We start from the raw sequence: 18,489 nt of genomic DNA, 5'->3' as shown, positions 1-18,489 counted from the left end.
CCGAGGCCCCGGCCGTCCGCGCTATGACGTGCCCGCCTCCGCGATCAGCCGGGTGAGCTTCGCGTCCTGGGCCCTGACCGCCTCCCGTTGGGCGGTCAGGGCCTCCGCGTTGCGGTCGATCAGCTGACGCTGGTACCCGGCGAGGACGGCGAACCAGAGGCCGGCCAGGTTGCTCCGCGCCGTGCAGTCGGCGTCCGCGCGGGCGGCGGCCAGCTCGGCCGGGGTGATCTCCGGGGTGCTCTGGAACCGCTGCGGCAGCGCCTCCGGACCGGTGACCTCGAAGCCGGCCGTCGTCATGCAGCCGGCCCACTCCTTCGTGGCCGCCACCACCCGGGCGTCCTGCCCGGCGGCCTTCAATGACTCCTGGAACAGCCGGCCGACCAGCTCGGTGCCCGGTCCCTGCGGCGAGCCGAGCCGCTCCGCCGCCTGCCGGTCGCAGTCCACCCGGGCGGTGTCGTAGGCCTCGCCGGAGCCGGCCGGGGCGGCGTCCGGCCGGGGGAGCGTGTGTTTGGGCGGGTGGAAGCCCAGGGTGGTCGCGGCCTCCGTCCCGAGGTACCCCCAGGGCCCGGCCGGCAGCGCGGTCGCGTTGTCCGGCGGCTGCGCGGGTTGCAGGCCGTCCGAGTCGAATGCGGTGAAGCCCGCCCGGTGCATGCACGAGACGACCAGTGCATTCCGGGCCTGAATCTCTTTGACGGCGCCGTCGTCATCGGCCCGATAAGCGGAGAGCGGGAGTCCGGTCAGGCCGCCCCGACCGGATTCCGGGGCGTTCGTCGAGATGATCTCCGGCGGGGTCGGAGCGGATTCCGCGGTGCCGCCCCCGGAGGTGCTGGAACAACTCGCTGATAAAACCGAAAGAGTGGCCGTCAGGGCAATGGCGGTGAATCGTCCGAATTGCGCGGGGCGTGCCAAGCGTTGCTCCGATCCTCAAGCGCGGCAAGAGTGTTCGGACCCTAGCGCATTGCCGCCCGGCGCGTTCCCGAGCCGCTCTCCAGGGCCTGGCTTGGCCGGAAAACACCTGTCCGGGGTTGTCCCGCCGTGAAAATCTCTGGAGTCTCGACCGCTACCGATGGAGGGGTTTCATGATTCGCCGCGCAAATCCCCGAACGAACCGCCGGAACGGAAATGTCAATGTGCGTCGACTGGGCGTACTGGCGGCGCTGACGGCCGCCGCCGCGACGCTGCTGCCGGTGGCCCAGGCAAATGCCGTGAACCGGGTCGACTGCGGAAATCGGAACGATTTCGCGAAGGTGTACAACTACGGCTACAGCGGCCAGCTCTGCTTCGCGAACGACGGGTGGATGGCCGTCCGCATCTACAACGTCGACCGCATCGACGCCGGCGACAACCGGGTCGTCACCTACCTGGGCGGCGGGCTCGGCTCCTGGACCGTCTTCAACTGGGAGCGGTACGACTTCAACGGCAACCAGGGGCACGAGGTGATGATGTACGACATCAACCTCTCCCGCTGGTAGCCGCCGGGCGCGAAGGGGTGCGGCGCGAAGGGGCCCGGGGGTGAAGGGGCGGGGCGCACAGGAGTGAGGCCGAGACCCGTGGCGCCCTCCAGGAAAGGGCGCCACGGTTCCCGGCGCTTGGGCGGGCGCCCCCACCCAGGGTCGCCCGGCCTCGCACCTCCGACCCCCATCGGGGGTGCGACAGTGCCGCCACAGCCATCCCCCACGGTTGGGTGCGGCGGGCACGTTCACCATGGTGCGCGATCTCCATGGACGGGCAGTGACAGGAGTATGTCCAGTTCGTGGCGGATCACGGAGCCGGGCCCGACCGGTGGTTCGTCCCCGCCCGGCCCGCCGTCGGACCACGCTCCGCCCCCGCCCGGCCCCGCCGTGGCCGTACACCGCGTACCTGTCGGTACCGCGGCGTAGGCTGGAGACCCCCGGCCGCTCGGCGTGCCGGGCCGTTCGCGTTGCCCCGGCGGGCCTTCGCCGCCCGGGGGCAGCACCAGCCACGGGACGAAGAAGAGACCCCAGATGAGCCTGACCGGACTGCTCGATGTCGTCGCGCGGGACGCGGCGCTCGCCGAGGCGATCGAGGCGGCGACCGCCACCGGAGCCGCGGCCGGTGGCCGCCGCCACCTGGACCTGGTGGGTCCGCCCGCCGCCCGGCCGTTCGCCATCGCCGCGCTGGCCCGCGCGCTCGCCGGCCAGGCGGCCGGCGAGCGGGGCCGTCCGGTGCTCGCCGTCACCGCGACCGGCCGGGAGGCCGAGGACCTGGCCGCCTCGCTGCGCTCGCTGCTGCCGCCGGACGCCGTCGCCGAGTACCCGGCCTGGGAGACCCTGCCGCACGAGCGGCTGTCGCCCCGCTCGGACACCGTCGGCCGTCGGCTGGCCGTGCTGCGCCGGATCGTGCACCCGCGGCTTGGGGGCACCTCCCAGCCGGAGGCCGGGGGAGACCCGGCGGCCGGGCCGGTGCAGGTGATCGTCGCGCCGGTTCGCTCGGTGCTCCAGCCGCAGGTCAAGGGGCTGGCCGAGCTGGAGCCGGTGGCCGTGGGCCGCGGGGAGTCGCACGACCTGGAGGAGGTCGCCCGCCGGCTCTCCGCCGCCGCCTACGCGCGCGTCGAACTGGTCGAGAAGCGCGGCGAGTTCGCCGTTCGCGGCGGCATCCTGGACGTCTTCCCGCCGACCGAGGAGCACCCCCTCCGGGTGGAGTTCTGGGGCGACGACGTCGAGGAGATCCGGTACTTCAAGGTCGCCGACCAGCGCTCGCTGGAGATCGCCGAGCACGGCCTGTGGGCGCCGCCCTGCCGGGAGCTGCTGCTCACCGACGAGGTGCGGGGGCGGGCCGCCGAACTGGCCGCCGAGCACCCCGGGCTGGCCGAGATCCTGGACAAGATCGCCGAGGGCATCGCGGTCGAGGGCATGGAGTCGCTGGCGCCCGTCCTGGTCGACGACATGGAGCTGCTGCTGGACGTGCTGCCGCTCGGCTCGGTCGCGGTGGTCTGCGACCCGGAGCGGGTCCGCACCCGGGCGGCCGACCTGGTGGCGACCAGTCAGGAGTTCCTGCACGCCTCCTGGGTCGCGGCCGCCGCCGGTGGGGACCGGCCGATCGACCTGGAGGCGATCGACGTCTCCGCCGCCTCGCTGCGTTCGCTCGCCGAGGTGCGCGAGCACGCCGCCGAGATCGGGCTGCCCTGGTGGTCGGTCAGCCCGTTCGCGACCAGTGAGTCGACGGTCGACGGGGTGCTGGAGTTCGATGCCAACACGCTGACCCTCGGCATGCACGCCGTCGAGGCGTACCGGGGCGACACCGCCCGGGCGATCGCCGACGCCAAGGAGCGGCTGGCCGCCGACTGGCGGGTCGTCATGGTGACCGAGGGGCACGGTCCGGCCTCGCGGCTGGCGGAGGTCCTCGGCAACGAGGGCATCCCGGCCCGGCTGGTCGCCGACCTCGCCGAAGCGCCCACCCGGGACGTCGTCTACGTCTCCTGCGGCTCGATCGAACACGGCTTCGTCGACGAGGCCCTGAAGCTCACGGTCATCACCGAGACCGACCTGTCCGGCCAGAAGTCCTCCACCAAGGACATGCGCCGGATGCCGTCCCGGCGCCGCAACGCGATCGACCCGCTGGCCCTGGCCGCCGGCGACTTCGTCGTCCACGAGGCGCACGGCGTCGGCCGGTACGTCGAGATGGTGCAGCGCACCGTCCAGGGCGCCACCCGCGAGTACCTGGTGCTGGAGTACGCGCCGGCCAAGCGCGGCCACCCCGGCGACCGGCTCTTCGTGCCGACCGACCAGCTCGACCAGGTCACCAAGTACGTCGGCGGCGAGGCCCCGACCCTGCACCGGCTCGGCGGCGCGGACTGGGCGAAGACCAAGCAGCGGGCCAAGAAGGCGGTCAAGGAGATCGCCGCTGACCTGATCAAGCTGTACTCGGCCCGGATGGCCGCGCCCGGCCACACCTTCGGCCCGGACACCCCGTGGCAGCGCGAGCTGGAGGACGCCTTCCCGTACGCGGAGACGCCGGACCAGCTGACCACCATCGCCGAGGTCAAGTCCGACATGGAGAAGTCCGTCCCGATGGACCGGCTGATCTGCGGCGACGTCGGCTACGGCAAGACCGAGATCGCCGTGCGGGCCGCGTTCAAGGCGGTGCAGGACGGCAAGCAGGTGGCCGTCCTGGTGCCGACCACGCTGCTGGTGCAGCAGCACTTCTCGACCTTCGCCGAGCGGTACGCCAACTTCCCGGTGACGGTGAAGGCGCTGTCCCGCTTCCAGACCGACAGCGAGGCCAAGGCCGTGCTGGAGGGGCTCTTCGAGGGCTCGGTGGACGTCGTCATCGGCACCCACCGGCTGTTCTCCTCGGAGACCCGCTTCAAGGACCTCGGCCTGGTCATCGTCGACGAGGAGCAGCGGTTCGGTGTCGAGCACAAGGAGCAGCTGAAGAAGCTGCGGGCCAACGTCGACGTGCTCACCATGTCGGCGACCCCGATCCCGCGCACCCTGGAGATGGCGGTCACCGGCATCCGCGAGATGTCCACCATCACCACGCCGCCGGAGGAGCGGCACCCGGTGCTGACCTTCGTCGGCCCGTACGACGAGAAGCAGATCTCGGCCGCGATCCGGCGTGAACTCCTGCGCGAGGGCCAGGTGTTCTACATCCACAACCGGGTCGAGTCGATCGACAAGGCGGCCGCCCGGCTCAAGGACCTGGTGCCCGAGGCGCGGATCGCCACCGCGCACGGGCAGATGGGGGAGACCCAGCTGGAGAAGGTCGTCGTCGACTTCTGGGAGAAGGAGTTCGACGTCCTGGTGTCGACCACGATCGTCGAGTCCGGCATCGACATCTCCAACGCCAACACCCTGATCGTCGAGCGCGGCGACACCTTCGGCCTCTCCCAGCTGCACCAGCTGCGCGGCCGGGTCGGGCGGGGCCGCGAACGCGGCTACGCCTACATGCTGTACCCGCCGGAGAAGCCGCTCACCGAGACCGCGCACGAGCGCCTGGCCACCATCGCCCAGCACACCGAGATGGGCGCCGGCATGTACGTCGCGATGAAGGACCTGGAGATCCGCGGCGCCGGCAACCTGCTCGGCGGCGAGCAGTCCGGGCACATCGCGGGCGTCGGCTTCGACCTCTACATGCGGATGGTCGGCGAGGCGGTGGCCGAGTTCCGGGAGTCGCTGGCGAGCGGCGGCGAGCCGGAGGAGGAGCCGCTGGAGGTGAAGATCGAGTTGCCGGTGGACGCCCACGTGCCGCACGACTACGCACCCGGCGAGCGGCTGCGGCTCCAGGCGTACCGCTCGATCGCGGCGGTCAACTCGGAGGCGGACATCACCCAGGTCCGGGACGAACTCGTCGACCGCTACGGCAAGTTGCCCGAGCCGGTGGAGAACCTGCTGCTGGTCGCGGCGCTGCGGCTGTACGCCCGGCGGTGCGGCATCTCGGACATCACCCTGCAAGGGGCCAACGTCCGCTTCGGGCCGGTGGAGCTGCGGGAGTCCCAGCAGCTGCGGCTGAACCGGCTCTACCCGCGCAGCCAGGTCAAGGCGGCGGCCCAGCAGCTGCTGGTGCCGCGCCCGAGCACGGGCCGGATCGGCGGCAAGCCGCTGGTCGGCCGGGAGCTGCTGGGCTGGTGCAGCGAGTTCCTGTCGGCGATGTTCGACGACCTGGCGGGGTCGAAGAAGTAGCCCCGACGGCGAGCCGTGCCCCGGAAGCCGGTGGGGCCGACTTCCGGGACGGCGGCGGGTAGGTTCGGGGTGTGACGACGAATGTTCCGGGCGCGAAGTTGATTCTGCTCACCACGACCCACCGGGTGGCTCCCGGGTTGCTGGCGTGGCCGGCCTGGGAGGCGCTGCGGTCGGCGGGGCGGGTGCTGGTGGGGGATGCCGGGCACCCCCAGCTGGCCGCGGTGCGGCAGGCCGGGGTGGCGGTGGAGGTGCTGGCCGCCGGATCGGCGCCGGCGCTGGCGCGGCTGCTGACCGGGCAGCCGGCGGAGGCCGGGCCGACGGTGTGGCTGGGCGGCCCGGACGGCGATCCGGGGCTGACGGACGCGCTGGCGCGGCTGGCGGTGGAGCACGCGGGCGAGGTGCCGGAGATCGAGGTGCTGCCGGGTTCGTACGACCTGCCGGGGGCGCGGCTGCTGGACCTGGTCTCGGTGATGGACCGGCTGCGCTCGCCGGGCGGCTGCCCGTGGGACGCCGAGCAGACGCACGCGAGCCTGGTGAAGTACCTGGTGGAGGAGGCGTACGAGCTGGTCGAGGCGATCGAGGAGGGGGACCGGGAGACGCTGCGCGAGGAGCTGGGCGACGTCCTGCTCCAGGTGTTCTTCCACTCCCGGATCGCCGAGGAGCACCCGACGGACGCGTTCTCGATCGACGACGTGGCCGGTGACATCGTCGAGAAGCTGATGTACCGGCACCCGCACGTCTTCGGCGACGTGGAGGCCGGGGACTCCGCCGAGGTGGAGGCGAGCTGGGAGCGGCTGAAGGCGGCCGAGAAGACGGACCGCGAGTCGGTGCTGGACGGCGTGCCGGCCGGGCTGCCCTCGCTGGCGTACGCGGCGAAGCTGGTGTCGCGGGTGCGCCGGTCGGGCTTCGCGGGTGTGCCGGACGAGCCGTACGAGCTGCCGGCGGAGCTGACCGCGGAGTCGACGGGCAGGCTGTTGCTCGCGGTGGCGCAGCGGGCGCACGACGCCGGGGTGGACGTGGACGCCGCGCTGCGCTCGGCCGCGCGCGGTTACCGGGACGTGGTGCGCGCGGCCGAGGGGCTCGAGCCGGACGAGGAGTAGCCGCGCAGGGCGGCCTCAGGCCGCCGTGGCGGTGTGCTCGACCGGGTGCCGCTGCGGCGGGACGGGCGGGACGACCTCGCCGATCGCCTCGCCGACGAGGGCCAGGAGTTCGGCGAGGCGCTCCAGGTCGAGGTGGTCGGGCAGGTCGGAGAGGGAGATGATCCGTTCGCCGCCGGGGCCGGCGACGCAGAAGAGGTCGATCGGTCCGAGGTGCTTCTCGGCGGTGTCGACGAGGGCCGCGACGTCGCTGGGGCGGCGGATGTCCCCGCTGACGCCGACGACGGGGCAGCCCGTCCGGTCGAGCTCGGTGGCGAGGTCCTCGGCGACGCCGACGTGCTGGTCGGCGATCAGCATTCCGGCGGCGCCGGCTGCGGCGAAGCGGCGGGCCAGGTCGGCTCCCGACCCGCCGTCGAGTACCGCGATCACGACGACTGCCCCGCTGACCCTCATTGGTCGCTCCTCCCTGTGGGCGGCACCGCACCGGCGCCCACGATTTCTGCGGAGGATCGTAGGCAGGTCCTGACCCTCCGCAACAGGGATTACCCCGCAGGTGACCAGGCTCACGCCCACCGCACGGTTAAGAGCTGTCCAAGGAGGTTTCCCGACCCGGCCGCGCCCGACCCCGCCCCGACCCGCGTCCGAGCCGCGCCCGACCGGGAACCGACCCCGCCCCGAGCCGTCCCCGAGCCGTCCCCGGGGCGGGTGACCCACCGGATACCGTCGACCCATGCCAGTTCAGCCCGACCCCGCCGCCCCGCAGCTCTTCACCTGGGAGTTCGCCGCCGACCCGTACCCCGCCTACGCCTGGCTGCGCGAGCACGCCCCGGTGCACCGCACCACCCTGCCGAGCGGGGTGGAGGCCTGGCTGGTGACCCGGTACGCGGACGCCCGGCAGGCGCTGGCGGACGGCCGGCTGTCGAAGAACCCGGCGCACCACAGCGAGCAGGCGCACCGCACCGGCCGGGTGGGCATCCCGGGGGAGCGGCAGGCGGACCTGATGACCCACCTGCTGAACATCGACCCGCCGGACCACACCCGGCTGCGCCGCCTGGTGTCGAAGGCGTTCACGCCGCGCCGGGTGGCGGAGTTCGAGCCGCGCGTGCAGCAGCTCACGGACCGCCTGATCGACGGCTTCGCGCAGCGCGGTTCGGCGGACCTGATCCACGAGTTCGCCTTCCCGCTCCCCATCTACGCGATCTGCGACATGCTGGGCGTGCCGGCCGAGGACCAGGACGACTTCCGCGACTGGGCCGGGATGATGCTGCGACACACGAAGCCGGGCCACGGCGGCGCCCAACGCGGCGGCGTGGGGCGGGCGGTGAAGCGGATGCGGGCGTACCTGCTGGAGCTGATCCACCGCAAGCGGGCGGACCTGGGGGACGACCTGATCTCGGGGCTGATCCGGGCGAGCGACCACGGCGAGCACCTGACCGAGAACGAGGCCGCGGCGATGGCCTTCATCCTGCTCTTCGCCGGCTTCGAGACGACCGTCAACCTGATCGGCAACGGCACGTACGCGCTGCTGCGCAACCCGGAGCAGCGGGTGTTGCTCCAGGAGTCGGTGGCGCGCGGCGAGACCGGGCTGCTGGAGACCGGGATCGAGGAACTCCTGCGCTACGACGGGCCGGTGGAGCTGGCGACCTGGCGGTTCGCGACCCGTCCGCTGTCGATCGGCGGGGTGGACATCCCGGTGGGCGATCCGGTGCTGGTGGTGCTGGCGGCGGCCGATCGCGATCCGGCCAGGTTCGCGGACGAGAACACCCTGGATCTGGCCCGGACGGACAATCCGCACCTGGGTTTCGGGCACGGCATCCACTACTGCATCGGCGCTCCGCTGGCCCGCCTGGAGGGGCGGAGTGCGCTGGCCACGCTGCTTTCCCGGCTGCCGGATCTGCGGTTGGCGGAAAGCCCGGAGAATCTGCGCTGGCGGGGTGGCCTGATCATGCGTGGGCTTCGTGAACTTCCGGTCGAATTCAGTCCGGAAACCCACTCGCCGCACGCCCGCCCCGACGCTCCGACACGCTGACGGGGCGTCGCCAACGCTCTCCTTACCCCGGTATGAACACCCATCAATCCGGACAAACAGCCTCCGTTGGTAGGCGATCGACCACGGGCCGTAATTTCTGTGTGATGTCGGTGATATGAGCTTGTGATTGCTCTGAGGATCTGTCTACTCTCCGTGGAGTTCGCAGCTGCGGACCTCGTGCGCGGAACGCCGAATCCTGCCCGCCGCGCCACGGGAAACCGACCAGAACCCTGGGCAGGGGCGGGGGAACCAGGTTTGTTGCCGTCCTCCACGGCTTGGGGTGAAGCCGCCCGAGCGGAATCGTTTCCGCTCACCGGCGGCCGGGCCACCTCCCGGTCCGAACCCGACAGCTCACCTCGCAGGCGTGCGGAGAGGGACCCTTCATGCTGTTCGTTGGAACTGGCCGTCACCGTCGTCGCACCCAGGCCGAGAAGGCCATCGCCGTCGCCGGTGTGGCCGGCGTCGGACTCGCGATGCCGATCCTCACCGCCACCGGTGCCTCCGCCGCCCCGGCCTCCACCTGGGACGCGGTCGCCCAGTGCGAGAGCGGCGGCAACTGGAGCATCAACACCGGCAACGGCTTCTACGGCGGCCTGCAGTTCACCTCCGGCACCTGGAAGGCGTACGGCGGCACCTCGTACGCGCCGCAGGCCAACCAGGCCAGCCGGGCGCAGCAGATCACGGTGGCCGAGAAGGTGCTGGCCTCGCAGGGGCCGGGCGCCTGGCCGGTCTGCTCGCAGAAGGCCGGCCTGTCGAAGGGCGGCGCCCCGGCGGCCGTCGACTCCGCGGCCGAGGCCCAGCCCGCCGCCCAGCCCGCCCAGCAGGCCCAGCCTTCCCAGCCGAAGCCGGCTCAGAAGCCGGTGCAGCAGGCCAAGCCGCAGGCCCACGCCCAGCAGGCCCAGCCGCAGCAGTACGCCCAGCCCCAGGCGCAGCCGCAGACCCAGGCCCCGGGCTTCTCCGGCAAGGCCGGCTGGGACGCCGACGCCAAGGTGTTCTGGTACCAGAACAACGGCGCCTGGTACTGGACCAGCCACCAGAGCGTCTACCAGCAGTACGCCCCGCAGGCCGCGGCCCAGCCCCAGTACGCCCCGCAGGCCGCCCAGGCCCAGCCCGCCCCGGCCCCGCGCGCCGCGGCCCCCGCCGCCGCCCAGCAGGCCGGCCACGACTACACCGTCCGGGCCGGCGACACCCTGTCGGGCATCGCCACCGCCCAGGGCGTGTCCGGCGGCTGGCAGTCCGTCTACGAGGGCAACCGCGCCACCGTCGGCGGCGACCCGAACCTGATCGTGCCCGGCCAGGTGCTGCACCTCGGCTGAGCCCGCGCCGGTCCGGCGGGTGAGCGAACGAACTGACGACCTGGCGATCTGACGAGCGGACGAGGGGGCCACTCCGGGCAGGACCCGGACCCCTTCGTCCGTCTTCGCCCCTGATTCGCCCACTTCGGTGGGACAACCAGGTGAACTACCGGTGGGTAGTCGGGCCACACGCTGAGACGGTGCCGAGGCCGACGTGGCCCCGGGAGCCCGGGCGGTTAGGCTCTGGTCGTAACGACTCCGCAATCATCCGGCCGACATCACCACCGTCGGCCGGACCCTGCTTCCGCAAGGAGATGCCTCGTGCCGTCCATCGATGTCGTCGTAGCCCGTGAGATCCTCGACTCGCGTGGCAACCCCACGGTCGAGGTCGAGGTCGGCCTCGACGACGGCAGCACCGGCCGTGCCGCTGTCCCGTCGGGTGCCTCCACCGGCGCCTTCGAGGCGCTGGAGCTTCGCGACGGTGACAAGAACCGCTACTTCGGCAAGGGCGTGGAGAAGGCCGTCCTGGCCGTCATCGAGCAGATCGGCCCGGAGCTGGTCGGCTACGACGCCACCGAGCAGCGCCTGATCGACCAGGCCATGCTCGACCTGGACGCCACCCCGGACAAGTCCTCGCTCGGCGCCAACGCCATCCTGGGCGTCTCCCTGGCCGTGGCGCACGCCGCCTCCGAGGCCAGCGACCTGCCGCTGTTCCGCTACCTGGGCGGCCCGAACGCGCACGTCCTGCCCGTCCCGATGATGAACATCCTCAACGGTGGTTCGCACGCGGACTCCAACGTGGACATCCAGGAGTTCATGATCGCCCCGATCGGCGCGGAGTCCTTCTCCGAGGCCGTCCGCTGGGGCGTCGAGGTCTACCACACCCTCAAGGGCGTGCTGAAGGACCGCGGCTTGTCCACCGGCCTCGGCGACGAGGGCGGCTTCGCGCCGAACCTGGACAGCAACCGCGAGGCGCTGGACCTCATCATGGAGGCCATCCAGAAGGCCGGCTACGTGCCCGGCCGTGACGTCGCGCTGGCCCTGGACGTCGCCTCCTCCGAGTTCTACAAGGACGGCGCCTACCAGTTCGAGGGCAAGGCGCTGTCCGCCGCCGAGCTCATCGAGTACTACGCCGAGCTGGTCGCCGCCTACCCGCTGGTCTCCATCGAGGACCCGCTGGACGAGTCGGACTGGGACGGCTGGAAGGCCATGACCGTCAAGCTGGGCGACAAGGTCCAGCTGGTCGGCGACGACCTGTTCGTCACCAACCCGGCCCGCCTGGCCAAGGGCATCGAGACCGGCACCGCCAACGCGCTGCTGGTGAAGGTGAACCAGATCGGCTCGCTGACCGAGACCCTGGACGCCGTCGAGCTGGCCCAGCGCAACGGCTACCGCTGCATGATGTCGCACCGCTCCGGCGAGACCGAGGACGTCACCATCGCCGACCTGGCCGTCGCCACCAACTGCGGCCAGATCAAGACCGGTGCCCCGGCCCGCTCCGAGCGCGTCGCCAAGTACAACCAGCTGCTGCGCATCGAGGAGATCCTCGACGACGCCGCCGAGTACGCCGGCCGCGGCGCCTTCCCGCGCTTCCGCTCTGCGGAGTAACGAGCACAGCCGCTCCGCGGAGTAGTCGGTACGGTCCGTCCGAGGGCCGAGCGCGCCAGGTGGCGCAAGCCTGACCGGTGCCCCGCCGTTCACCCCGTAGGGTGGACGGCGGGGCACCGTCGCGACAGGAGGGGACACGGGAGATGGCAGGCTGGAGGATCCCGGGCTTGGCGGCCCGACCCCGGTTCACGAGCCGGGCGACCGTCCTCGTCCTGGTGCTCTGCTCGCTGGTGGCGATCCTCGCCTACCCGACGCGGCAGTTCATCTCCCAGCGCGCCGAGATCTCCGCCCAGCGGGCGAAGGCCGACCACGCCCGGCAGCAGGTCGAACAGCTGCGCCGGGAGAAGGCCCGCTGGCAGGACCCGGAGTACGTCAAGGCGCAGGCCCGCGCCCGGCTGCACTACGCGATGCCGGGGGAGACCCCGTACATCGCGGTGGACCCGGCCGCATCCGGTGCCGCCCAGCCCTCCGCGGCCCCCGGCTCCGCCTCCGCCGCGGCTTCCTCCTCCGTCGGCGCGGCCACCGGCCCGGTGAAGGCCGCCACGCCCTGGTACGCCAGCATCTGGGACTCGGTGGACGCCGCCGCCACCGTCGCGCTGGCCCCCGCCTCCCCCCGTCCGCTTTCCCCGTCCTCCGCTGGAGACCGCTCCCCCCATGACCACTGAGAACCACCCCACCGTCTCCGACGCCGACGTCGCGGCCATCGCCGCCCAGCTCGGCCGGGTGCCGCGCGGCCTGCGCGGCGTGGCGCACCGCTGCCCCTGCGGCAACCCGGACGTCGTGGAGACGGCCCCCCGGCTGCCGGACGGCACGCCGTTCCCGACGCTGTACTACCTGACCTGCCCCAAGGCCGCCTCGCTGATCGGCACCCTGGAGGCGGACGGCGTGATGAAGGAGCAGAGCGCCCGGCTCGCCGAGGACCCGGAGCTGGCCGCCGCCTACCAGAAGGCGCACGAGGACTACATCGCCCGGCGCGACGCCATCGAGGTGCTGGAGGGCTTCCCGAGCGCCGGCGGCATGCCGGACCGGGTGAAGTGCCTGCACGTGCTGGTCGGCCACTCGCTGGCGGCCGGCGAGGGCGTCAACCCGCTCGGTGACGAGGCGATCGGGATGCTGGAGGACTGGTGGGCCAAGGGCCCCTGCGTCTCCCCGGCCGAGGTCGCGGCGGCCGGTGAGCGGGTCGTCCGCAACCGGGCCAAGGAGCAGGACCACGAGGCCGTGATCGCGGCCAAGCAGCAGAAGACCGCCGAGCGCGCCGCCAAGAAGCGCGCCGCCGAGGACGCCGAAGCGGAGCAGGAGTCGCAGTGAGCATGACCCGGGTGGCCGCGATCGACTGCGGCACCAACTCGATCCGCCTGCTGGTCGCCGATCTGGATCCGGCCACCGGGGAGATCACCGACCTCGACCGTCGGATGATCATCAACCGGCTGGGCCAGGGCGTGGACCAGACCGGGCGGCTGCACCCGGACGCGCTGGCCCGCACCTTCGCGGCCTGTCGCGAGTACCGGGAGATCATCACCGGCTTCGGGGTCGGCCCGGAGCGCACCCGCTTCGTCGCCACCAGCGCCTCGCGGGACGCCGAGAACAGCGACGAGTACGTCAAGGGCGTGCGCGAGATCCTGGGCGTTGAGCCCGAGGTGGTGAGCGGCGAGGAGGAGGCGCACCTGTCCTTCGTCGGCGCCACCAAGGAGCTGACCGGCGGCCAGTTCCCGGCGCCGTACCTGGTCTTCGACCTCGGCGGCGGCTCGACCGAGTTCGTGCTGGGCGGCGAGGACGTGCAGGCGGCGCGCTCGGTGGACATCGGCTGCGTGCGGCTCACCGAGCGCCACTTCGGCGGGGTCGAGCTGCCCTCCGCGGAGCAGATCGAGGCCGCCCGGGCGCATGTGCGGGCCGAGCTGGACAAGGCGGAGGAGGTCGTCCCGCTGACCGGTGCGGCCACCCTGGTGGGCCTGGCCGGCACGGTCACCACGGTGTCCGCGATCGCCCAGGGCCTGCCGGGCTACGACTCGGCGCTGATCCACCACTCGCGGCTCAGCCGGGAGCGGGTCGCGCAGATCGCGGCCGAGCTGCTGACCGCCACCCACGCCGAGCGGGCGGCGATCCCGTCGATGCACCCGGGCCGGGTGGACGTGATCGCGGCCGGCGCGCTGGAGCTGCTGGAGATCATGACCCGGACCGGTGCCGCCGAGCTGGTCGTGAGCGAGCACGACATCCTGGACGGCATCGCCTGGAGTATGGCCTCCTGACCACCCGCGCGCCTTACCCGACCGGCCCCGGCGCCCCTTTCGGGGGCCCGGGGCCGGGGCGCGCCCGGGCCGGTGCGGAAAAGTTCGTGAATTTCTTCACATGACGAGCCCGCCATTCGTCGGAGCTGCCGGTCCGCTACGTCCGAAATGCGGGACTGAAGGTGTGCCGTCCGTGACGCCCGCTGGATCGCAGGTCAGGCCTCGTTTGAGGTTTGAAAATCGAAATCGCGAGCGGGAACCCGGGCCCTATACGGATCGTTGCTGCTCAGCAGGGTGGTTGCCGCGCGCATGCTCACGGGGGGCCGCCGGGGGTGGTGAGGTGTCGCCCAGGGGGCCGATTTGTGGCCGCGCAGTGTAGCACGGGGTGTCCAGCAGCTTGTGACCGGGCTCACGAAGGCTGCTCCGAACGGTGCTGGATACTTTCCGATATGAGCACCACGGAGCGTCCTCGCATCCTCATTGTCGGCGGTGGTTACGTCGGCCTGTATGCCGCGATGCGCATCCTCAAGAAGATGCGCTACGGCGAAGCGACCGTCACGGTCGTCGACCCGCGGTCGTACATGACGTACCTGCCCTTCCTCCCGGAGGCGGCCGGCGGCAACGTCGCGCCTCGCAACCTCGTCGCGCCGCTGCGCAGCGCCCTCAAGAAGGCGGAGGTGCTCACCGGTGCGGTCACCGGTGTGGACCACGCCCGCAAGGTCGCCACCATCCAGCCCGCGGCGGGCGACAGCTACGAGCTGCCCTTCGAGTACCTGGTCGTCGCGACCGGCTCGGTCTCCCGCACCTTCCCGATCCCGGGTCTGGCGGAGCACGGCATCGGCATGAAGACGGTCGAGGAGGCCATCGGCCTCCGCAACCACGTCATGGCCCAGCTGGACAAGGCCGAGTCCACCACGGACGAGGCGGTCCGCCGCAAGGCCCTGACCTTCGTCGTCATCGGCGGCGGCTTCGCCGGCGTCGAGACGATCGCCGAGGTCGAGGACATGGCCCGCGACGCGTCGAAGCTGTACCGGACGGTCAGCCGCGACGACATGCGCTTCGTCGTGGTGGAGGCGGCCAACCGCATCCTCCCCGAGATGGGCCCGGACCTCGGTCTGTGGACGAAGGAGAAGCTGGAGGAGCGCCAGATCGAGGTCTACATCGAGACCTCGATGGACTCCTGCGTCGACGGCCACGTCGTGCTGAAGAACGGCCTGGAGATGGACGCGTCCACCATCGTGTGGACCGCCGGCGTGAAGCCGAACCCGGTGCTGGCCAACTTCGGCCTGCCGCTGGGCCCGCGCGGCCACGTCGACACCGCGCCGACCCTCCAGGTCCAGGGCTTCGACTACGTCTGGGCCGCCGGCGACAACGCCCAGGTGCCCGACCTCGCCGCCGGCGAGGGCGCCTGGTGCCCGCCGAACGCGCAGCACGCCTGCCGTCAGGCCGTCGTCCTCGGTGACAACGTCATCTCGGGCATGCGGGGCTTCCCGCAGAAGAACTACGAGCACAAGAACCTCGGTGCGGTCGCCGGTCTCGGCCTGCACAAGGGCGTGGCGATCCTCTTCGGCAAGGTGAAGCTGAAGGGCCGTCTGGCCTGGTGGTTCCACCGCGCCTACCACGGCGCGATGGTGCCGACCTTCAACCGCAAGGTCCGGGTCTTCACCGACTGGACGCTCGCGATGTTCCTGAAGCGCGAGCTGGTCGGCCTCTCCCAGATGGAGAAGCCGCAGCTGCCGATCCAGGAGGTCACCCCGCCCACCAAGCCCGTCGAGGCCGCCAAGCCGGCCGCCGACAAGGAACTCGCCAGCAAGTAAGCGACCGGACCCCGGCGTGGGAGCGCCGGGGTATGAGTCGGAGGCCCTCCGCCCGGCAGTGTTGCCGGACCACGACCTCCGTGGTGCTCAGCCGGTTGTGCGACCGGGCGGAGTACAGAAGTTGGAAGGCCCCTGCCGAACCCTCTCGGCAGGGGCCTTCCGCGTGTGCGGGACCGGGGTCAGTCGGTCTTGATGCTCGCCAGGATGTCCAGCTTGGCCGCCCGGCGGGCCGGCCAGAGCGCGGCCACCAGGCCGACCAGCCCGGCCAGCAGCAGGAAGAGCGCCAGCTGACCGTACGGCAGCACGGTGGTCAGGCCGTTCAGGCTGGACTTCAGCGTGCTGTTGATCGCCCAGGCGATGAAGCAGCCGAGCAGGATGCCGATGCCGGCGCCGAACAGCGAGATCACCACGGACTCCAGTCGGACCATCCGCTTGATGCCCCGGCGGTCCAGGCCGATCGCCCGCAGCATCCCGATCTCGCGCTTGCGCTCGAAGACCGACATGGCCAGCGTGTTGATCACACCGAGGATCGCGACCAGCACCGACATCGCCAGCAGGCCGTACATCAGGTTCAGGATGACGGTGATGGCCTGGCTGAAGCCGTCCCGGACGTCCTGCTTGGACTTGACCTCGATCACCGGGTTGGCGCCGGTGGCGTCCTTGAGCGACTGCTTGAGCGCGCCGGTCGCGCCGTCCTTGCCCTTGACCAGGACCTCGGAGATGTGCGGCTTCGGCTCGTGCTTGACGATCTCGCTGTTGGCCAGGACGACCGGGCCGACCATGCCGGCCTTCTCGTACACGCCGCCGACGGTGAGCTGTCCGCTGGACCGGTCCGGGTAGGTCACGGTCATGGTCGAGCCGGTGGTGACGTTGAACCTGGTGGCGACGTCCTGGTCGACCAGGAGCTGGCCCTGGCCGAGTGCGGCGGTGGAGCCGCTGGTCAGCTTGACCGAGGTGAGCTGGTCGAAGCTGTCCGCGTTCAGACCGCTGATCGACTTGGTGACGCCGTTGAGCTCCCAGTAGACCGAGGTGAGCGGCGAGGAGGCGGTCACCCCGGGGGCCTTGGCGATCTCGGCGGGCACCTTGTCGGACAGGTCCATGCCGTTGGCGGCACCGACCAGGTAGTCGGCCTTCATCGAGCTGGTGACGGCCTTGTCGATCGCGCCGGTGACCGAGGCGCCCATCACGGTGAGGCCGCTGACCAGGGTCAGGCCGATGGTGAGCGCGGCGGCGGTGGAGGCGGTGCGGCGCGGGTTGCGGACGGCGTTCTGCTGGGCCAGCTTGCCCGGGGTGCCGGCCAGCTTGCGCAGCAGGGGGCCGACCAGGGCGATGACCGGGCGGGAGAGCAGCGGAAGCAGGACGAACACGCCGATCAGGGCCAGGAAGGCGCCGAGCGCGACCGGCATCCGGCCGCTGTCGTCGCCGGTGGAGGCGCCGAAGCCGATCAGCCCGAGACCGCCGGCGGCGAGCAGTGAACCGATCGTGTTGCGGACGACCAGGCCCTTCTGACTGGTCGGCTGGTCGCCGCTGCTCATCGCGGCCACCGGGGCGATCCGCGACGCACGCATGGCCGGCAGCAGGGCCGACAGCACCGTCACCAGGACGCCGACCGCGAGGGTCACGGCGACGGTGAGCGGCTTGATCACCAGCGAGCCCTGCGGCAGGTTCTCGTTCAGCGTGCGGATGAGGGACTGCATCCCGGCGCCGATCCCGACGCCGGCGAGCAGACCGGCCACGGCGGAGACGGTGCCGATCGCCAGGGCCTCGACCAGGACGGAACGGGTGACCTGCTTGCGGCTGGCGCCGATCGCCCGCAGCAGCGCGAGCTCCTTGGTGCGCTGGGCGACCAGCATGGTGAAGGTGTTGGCGATGATGAAGATGCCGACGAAGAGCGAGATGCCGGCGAACGCGAGCAGCACGGTGCGCAGGCTGTCGGTGCCCTTGGTGATCATCTCCTGCTCGTCGGCCTTGAGCTTGGCTCCGGTCTCGATGACGAACTGGTGACCGGACGGCACCTTGGGCTCGGCCTGGGCGAGCAGTGCGTCCTCGTCGGTGCCGGGCTTGGCGGTGAGCACGATGCTGCTGTAGCGGCCCGGCTCCAGCAGCAGCTGCTGGGCGGTGGCGCGGTCGAACAGGGTGAGCGTGCCGCCGGTGTTCACCACCGGGTCGTCGGTGGTGAAGATGCCGGTGAGCTTGGCCTCGACCACCGGGCCGTTGGCGGCGACCCGGACGGTGTCGCCGACCCGGTAGCCCGCCTTGTCGGCGGTCCTGCGGTCGAGGGCGATCTCCTTGGCGTTCTTCGGGCCCTGGCCCTCGGCCATCGGGTAGCGCGGGTCCTTGCCGTCCTGGCCCGGGGCGAAGTTGGCGCCCCGGGCGGACCAGAACTGGCCGATCAGGTTGCCGCCGCGGTCGGCGACGCCGGTGAAGCCGCTGACCACGCCGCGGGCGTTGGCGGTGCCCGGCAGCGCGGCCAGCTGCTGGACGGTGGCGTCGGTGAGCGCGGCGGAGCCGCTCTCGCTCTTCTGCCGGGCGGAGGCGCGGGAGCCGGCCGCGTTGTCCACGACCTGGACCGAAACGTCCGAGTAGCTCTTGGAGTTGCTGTCCCGCATGGCCTTGCCGAACGTGTCGGAGAAGATCATGGTGCCGGCGACGAAGGCGGTGCCGAGCATGACGGCCAGCGCCGTCATCAGCAGTCGGCCCTTGTGGGCCAGCACGTTGCGCAGTGCGGTGCGATACATGGGGTGTCCTGGGGAAGGTCGTCGAGCGGGCTGGCGGG

General features: G+C 71.8%; 13 protein-coding genes and 1 riboswitch. Of the genes, 10 read left to right on the top strand and 3 right to left on the bottom strand.

Annotation, left to right across the window (positions count from 1 at the left end):
- Nucleotides 1-21: 21 nt before the first annotated feature.
- The gene (locus ABTY15_RS33090) at nucleotides 22-651 is read right to left on the bottom strand and encodes a hypothetical protein (protein ID WP_350603804.1); all 630 of its coding nucleotides are present in this window, start codon (nucleotides 649-651) and stop codon (nucleotides 22-24) included.
- A 479-nt stretch (nucleotides 652-1,130) separates the two neighbouring features.
- Between ABTY15_RS33090 and ABTY15_RS33085 the strand changes: the two genes are divergently transcribed.
- The 3 genes from ABTY15_RS33085 (at nucleotide 1,131) to ABTY15_RS33075 (ending at nucleotide 6,742) form a co-directional block, all read left to right on the top strand.
- Entirely contained in the window at nucleotides 1,131-1,472 is a 342-nt protein-coding gene (locus ABTY15_RS33085) for a beta/gamma crystallin domain-containing protein (RefSeq protein WP_350603800.1), read from the top strand.
- 513 nt (nucleotides 1,473-1,985) lie between these two features.
- Complete coding sequence (mfd, locus tag ABTY15_RS33080) at nucleotides 1,986-5,642, top strand: transcription-repair coupling factor (protein ID WP_350603796.1); 3,657 nt, start codon at nucleotides 1,986-1,988, stop codon at nucleotides 5,640-5,642.
- 71 nt (nucleotides 5,643-5,713) lie between these two features.
- Nucleotides 5,714-6,742 (top strand): nucleoside triphosphate pyrophosphohydrolase, encoded by a 1,029-nt coding sequence (locus ABTY15_RS33075; RefSeq protein WP_350603791.1) that lies wholly within the window; start codon nucleotides 5,714-5,716, stop codon nucleotides 6,740-6,742.
- 15 nt (nucleotides 6,743-6,757) lie between these two features.
- On the opposite strand, the gene ABTY15_RS33070 is transcribed toward ABTY15_RS33075, so the two are convergent.
- Nucleotides 6,758-7,192 (bottom strand): SDR family NAD(P)-dependent oxidoreductase, encoded by a 435-nt coding sequence (locus ABTY15_RS33070; protein WP_350603787.1) that lies wholly within the window; start codon nucleotides 7,190-7,192, stop codon nucleotides 6,758-6,760.
- A 277-nt stretch (nucleotides 7,193-7,469) separates the two neighbouring features.
- Between ABTY15_RS33070 and ABTY15_RS33065 the strand changes: the two genes are divergently transcribed.
- From ABTY15_RS33065 to ABTY15_RS33035, 7 genes are all read left to right on the top strand, one after another.
- Nucleotides 7,470-8,768 carry a cytochrome P450 family protein gene (locus ABTY15_RS33065; RefSeq protein ID WP_350603783.1) on the top strand — a complete coding sequence of 433 codons (1,299 nt, stop codon included), beginning with the start codon at nucleotides 7,470-7,472 and terminating at the stop codon, nucleotides 8,766-8,768.
- 210 nt (nucleotides 8,769-8,978) lie between these two features.
- A riboswitch (cyclic di-AMP (ydaO/yuaA leader) is annotated at nucleotides 8,979-9,147 on the top strand.
- A gap of 4 nt (nucleotides 9,148-9,151) precedes the next feature.
- Entirely contained in the window at nucleotides 9,152-10,084 is a 933-nt protein-coding gene (locus ABTY15_RS33060) for a LysM peptidoglycan-binding domain-containing protein (RefSeq protein WP_350603779.1), read from the top strand.
- Between the two features lie 300 nt (nucleotides 10,085-10,384).
- The gene (eno, locus tag ABTY15_RS33055) at nucleotides 10,385-11,671 is read left to right on the top strand and encodes a phosphopyruvate hydratase (protein WP_350603776.1); all 1,287 of its coding nucleotides are present in this window, start codon (nucleotides 10,385-10,387) and stop codon (nucleotides 11,669-11,671) included.
- 167 nt (nucleotides 11,672-11,838) lie between these two features.
- Nucleotides 11,839-12,336 carry an FtsB family cell division protein gene (locus tag ABTY15_RS33050; RefSeq protein WP_350603775.1) on the top strand — a complete coding sequence of 166 codons (498 nt, stop codon included), beginning with the start codon at nucleotides 11,839-11,841 and terminating at the stop codon, nucleotides 12,334-12,336.
- Nucleotides 12,308-12,979, top strand: coding sequence for a DUF501 domain-containing protein (locus ABTY15_RS33045; protein WP_350603884.1), 672 nt, complete (start codon nucleotides 12,308-12,310; stop codon nucleotides 12,977-12,979). Before ABTY15_RS33050 ends, ABTY15_RS33045 begins: the two co-directional genes overlap by 29 nt.
- 2 nt (nucleotides 12,980-12,981) lie before the next feature.
- Nucleotides 12,982-13,917 carry a Ppx/GppA phosphatase family protein gene (locus tag ABTY15_RS33040; protein ID WP_350603882.1) on the top strand — a complete coding sequence of 312 codons (936 nt, stop codon included), beginning with the start codon at nucleotides 12,982-12,984 and terminating at the stop codon, nucleotides 13,915-13,917.
- 428 nt (nucleotides 13,918-14,345) lie between these two features.
- Entirely contained in the window at nucleotides 14,346-15,713 is a 1,368-nt protein-coding gene (locus tag ABTY15_RS33035; RefSeq protein ID WP_350603774.1) for an NAD(P)/FAD-dependent oxidoreductase, read from the top strand.
- 179 nt (nucleotides 15,714-15,892) lie between these two features.
- Here ABTY15_RS33035 and ABTY15_RS33030 read toward each other — a convergent pair whose 3' ends face one another.
- Complete coding sequence (locus ABTY15_RS33030; RefSeq protein WP_350603772.1) at nucleotides 15,893-18,451, bottom strand: ABC transporter permease; 2,559 nt, start codon at nucleotides 18,449-18,451, stop codon at nucleotides 15,893-15,895.
- Nucleotides 18,452-18,489 lie beyond the last annotated feature (38 nt).

Source organism: Kitasatospora sp. NPDC097643, assembly GCF_040302625.1.
Lineage (GTDB): Bacteria > Actinomycetota > Actinomycetes > Streptomycetales > Streptomycetaceae > Kitasatospora.
This window is presented reverse-complemented; position numbering and strand designations above follow the sequence as displayed.

Excerpts from the sequence above, each read along its gene's own strand:
- ABTY15_RS33090 (WP_350603804.1), bottom strand. The coding sequence starts at position 651 with ATGCACCGGGCGGGCTTCACCGCATTCGACTCGGACGGCCTGCAACCC.
- mfd (WP_350603796.1), top strand. The coding sequence starts at position 1,986 with ATGAGCCTGACCGGACTGCTCGATGTCGTCGCGCGGGACGCGGCGCTC.
- ABTY15_RS33070 (WP_350603787.1), bottom strand. The coding sequence starts at position 7,192 with ATGAGGGTCAGCGGGGCAGTCGTCGTGATCGCGGTACTCGACGGCGGG.
- ABTY15_RS33065 (WP_350603783.1), top strand. The coding sequence starts at position 7,470 with ATGCCAGTTCAGCCCGACCCCGCCGCCCCGCAGCTCTTCACCTGGGAG.
- ABTY15_RS33060 (WP_350603779.1), top strand. The coding sequence starts at position 9,152 with ATGCTGTTCGTTGGAACTGGCCGTCACCGTCGTCGCACCCAGGCCGAG.
- ABTY15_RS33040 (WP_350603882.1), top strand. The coding sequence starts at position 12,982 with ATGACCCGGGTGGCCGCGATCGACTGCGGCACCAACTCGATCCGCCTG.
- ABTY15_RS33035 (WP_350603774.1), top strand. The coding sequence starts at position 14,346 with ATGAGCACCACGGAGCGTCCTCGCATCCTCATTGTCGGCGGTGGTTAC.
- ABTY15_RS33030 (WP_350603772.1), bottom strand. The coding sequence starts at position 18,451 with ATGTATCGCACCGCACTGCGCAACGTGCTGGCCCACAAGGGCCGACTG.